General features: G+C 57.7%; 1 protein-coding gene. It reads left to right on the top strand.

Annotation, left to right across the window (positions count from 1 at the left end; all coding sequences use genetic code 11):
* Positions 1–16: 16 nt before the first annotated feature.
* On the top strand, positions 17–265 hold a 249-nt coding region (locus tag SB725_RS31750), incomplete at its 3' end, for a pyridoxal-phosphate dependent enzyme (protein ID WP_410923417.1).

Raw genomic sequence — 265 nt, 5'->3', positions numbered from 1 at the left:
AACTGGGGGGTTAATGATGGCTGACTCGCAACCCCTGTCCGGCACCCCGGAAGGTGCCGAATATTTAAGAGCGGTGCTACGCGCGCCGGTCTATGAAGCGGCGCAGGTTACGCCGCTACAGAAAATGGAAAAACTGTCGTCGCGTCTTGATAACGTGATTCTGGTGAAGCGCGAAGATCGCCAGCCGGTGCACAGCTTTAAGCTGCGCGGTGCATACGCCATGATGGCGGGCCTGACGGAAGAACAAAAAGCGCACGGCGTGATC

This window comes from Pseudomonas sp. SIMBA_041 (assembly GCF_046535095.1).
Lineage (GTDB): Bacteria > Pseudomonadota > Gammaproteobacteria > Pseudomonadales > Pseudomonadaceae > Aquipseudomonas > Aquipseudomonas mucoides.
This window is presented reverse-complemented; position numbering and strand designations above follow the sequence as displayed.